Here is a 1,692-nt window from a genome sequence, read left to right as displayed (position 1 = left end):
TGGCTCTGTCCCACTTTCGATGATGGGCGGGTGTCGATTGTGTTGGGGTGCTGGGTATTCCGGTAGAACTGCGGAATGTGGTTGCTGATGGTGCAGCAGAGGTGTTGTGGCAGTTGATGTTCCCGGATCGGCCAGGTGTGCGTGTGGTGGGTGTGAGCCGGGTTGGGCCGATTATTCGGTTCGATGCTGTGACCAGGGAGGTCCCGCAGCCGTGCCCGGTGTGCGGGGTGGTCTCGTCGCGGGTTCACAGCCGCTATTCCCGTGAGATCGCCGATGTCGCAGTCGCAAGCCGGGAAGTTGTGCTCAGGCTGGCGGTGCGGCGGCTGTTCTGCGGTAACGGCGGGTGCGGGCGGCGGATCTTTGCCGAGCAGGTGAGCGGGTTGACCGTGCGTTATGGGCGTCGCAGCCTGGCGCTGCGGGACGTTCTGAGACGGTTCGCGTTGGCGTTGGGAGGCAGGCCCGCGGCGCGACTGTGCGCCGGGGTCGCCAGTGCGGTCAGCAGGATGACGCTGCTTCGGCTCATCCGCGCACTGCCGCAACCGACAGTCGGCGGGCTGACTGCGGTCGGTGTCGACGAGTTCGCGTTTCGTAAGGGTCGCAACTACGGCACGATCTTGGTCGATATGGCCACCCGCCGTCCGGTGGACCTGTTGCCCGAAGCCAGCTCCGATGCGTTGGCCGCCTGGCTGCGCGAGCATCCGGGGATCGAGGTGATCTGCCGTGATCGCGCCGGCTACTTCGCCGATGGCGCTCGCCGCGGAGCCCCTGATGCGGTGCAAGTCGCGGACAGGTGGCACCTGCTAGCGAACCTGACCAGTGCTGTGGAGCGTGTGCTCGCGCGCAAGCGTTCCTGCCTGAACGAGCGTGACCCGGACCAGATTCCGGCACCACCGATCCCGCAGCCCGCCCCGCCGGATGGCCCGTTGGCGCAGCGGATCACCCGACAACACCCACAAATCCAACAGATGTTGGGTCAGGGTTGGACGATCAGCGCGATCGCGCGGGAATTGCACCTGGACCGCAAGACCGTCCGACGCTACGCCCGCAGCGAGGTCGAGGGTCTGCTGAGTTCCGGGGTCCGCCGCGCGAGTCTCATCGACCCGTTCGTGCCCTATCTGCAGCGCCGCTGGCGCGAGGGCTGCGTGAACGCCGCGGTCCTCCACTCCGAGATCGCAGCCCAGGGATTCGGTGGCAGCGTCAAGACGGTCCGCCGCCACCTGCAACACTGGCGCGTAGCCGGTGCCCCAGTCTTGGCGCCGCCCACGATCACACCCCGCAAGGCCGCTGGCTGGATCATGCGCCGCTGCGACGACCTGACCGACGACGAACGTGAGCGTCTTCGCACGATCATCGATCGCTGCGACGAGATCGCCACCACCGCCGGACTCGCCACCGAATTCGCGATGCTGCTACAGCAACTGCGAGGAGCAGAACTCGCGGCGTGGACCCACCGCGCACAGGCCAGCGGAATCCGGGAGATCAGTTCCTTCGCGACCACACTGCACCGTGACTGGGATGCCGTGGTCGCCGGACTGACCCTTCCCTACAGCAACGGCCCCACCGAAGGAAATGTCAACCGCCTCAAACTGATCAAACGAGCCATGTACGGCAGAGCACGATTCGACCTACTCCGGCTCCGTGTCCTGGCCACCTCGTAGCAACCGGACCCATCATCGAAAGTGGGACAGAGCC

At 66.1% G+C, this 1,692-nt stretch carries 1 protein-coding gene; it reads left to right on the top strand.

Going from position 1 to position 1,692, the window contains the following annotated elements; translation table 11 throughout:
• Positions 1-116 precede the first annotated feature (116 nt).
• Positions 117-1,658: an ISL3 family transposase gene (locus ACIHAX_RS37750; RefSeq protein ID WP_364440011.1), complete on the top strand. Its 1,542-nt coding sequence runs from the start codon at positions 117-119 to the stop codon at positions 1,656-1,658.
• The last annotated feature ends 34 nt before the right edge of the window (positions 1,659-1,692 follow it).

The organism is Nocardia sp. NPDC051929 (assembly GCF_044548645.1).
GTDB lineage: Bacteria > Actinomycetota > Actinomycetes > Mycobacteriales > Mycobacteriaceae > Nocardia > Nocardia sichangensis.
Note: the sequence above shows the minus strand (reverse complement) of the source record. Positions and strands in the feature narration are given on the sequence as shown.

What these genes read in the sequence shown, in the direction of transcription:
- ACIHAX_RS37750 (WP_364440011.1), top strand. Translation starts at nt 117, where the DNA reads ATGTTCCCGGATCGGCCAGGTGTGCGTGTGGTGGGTGTGAGCCGGGTT.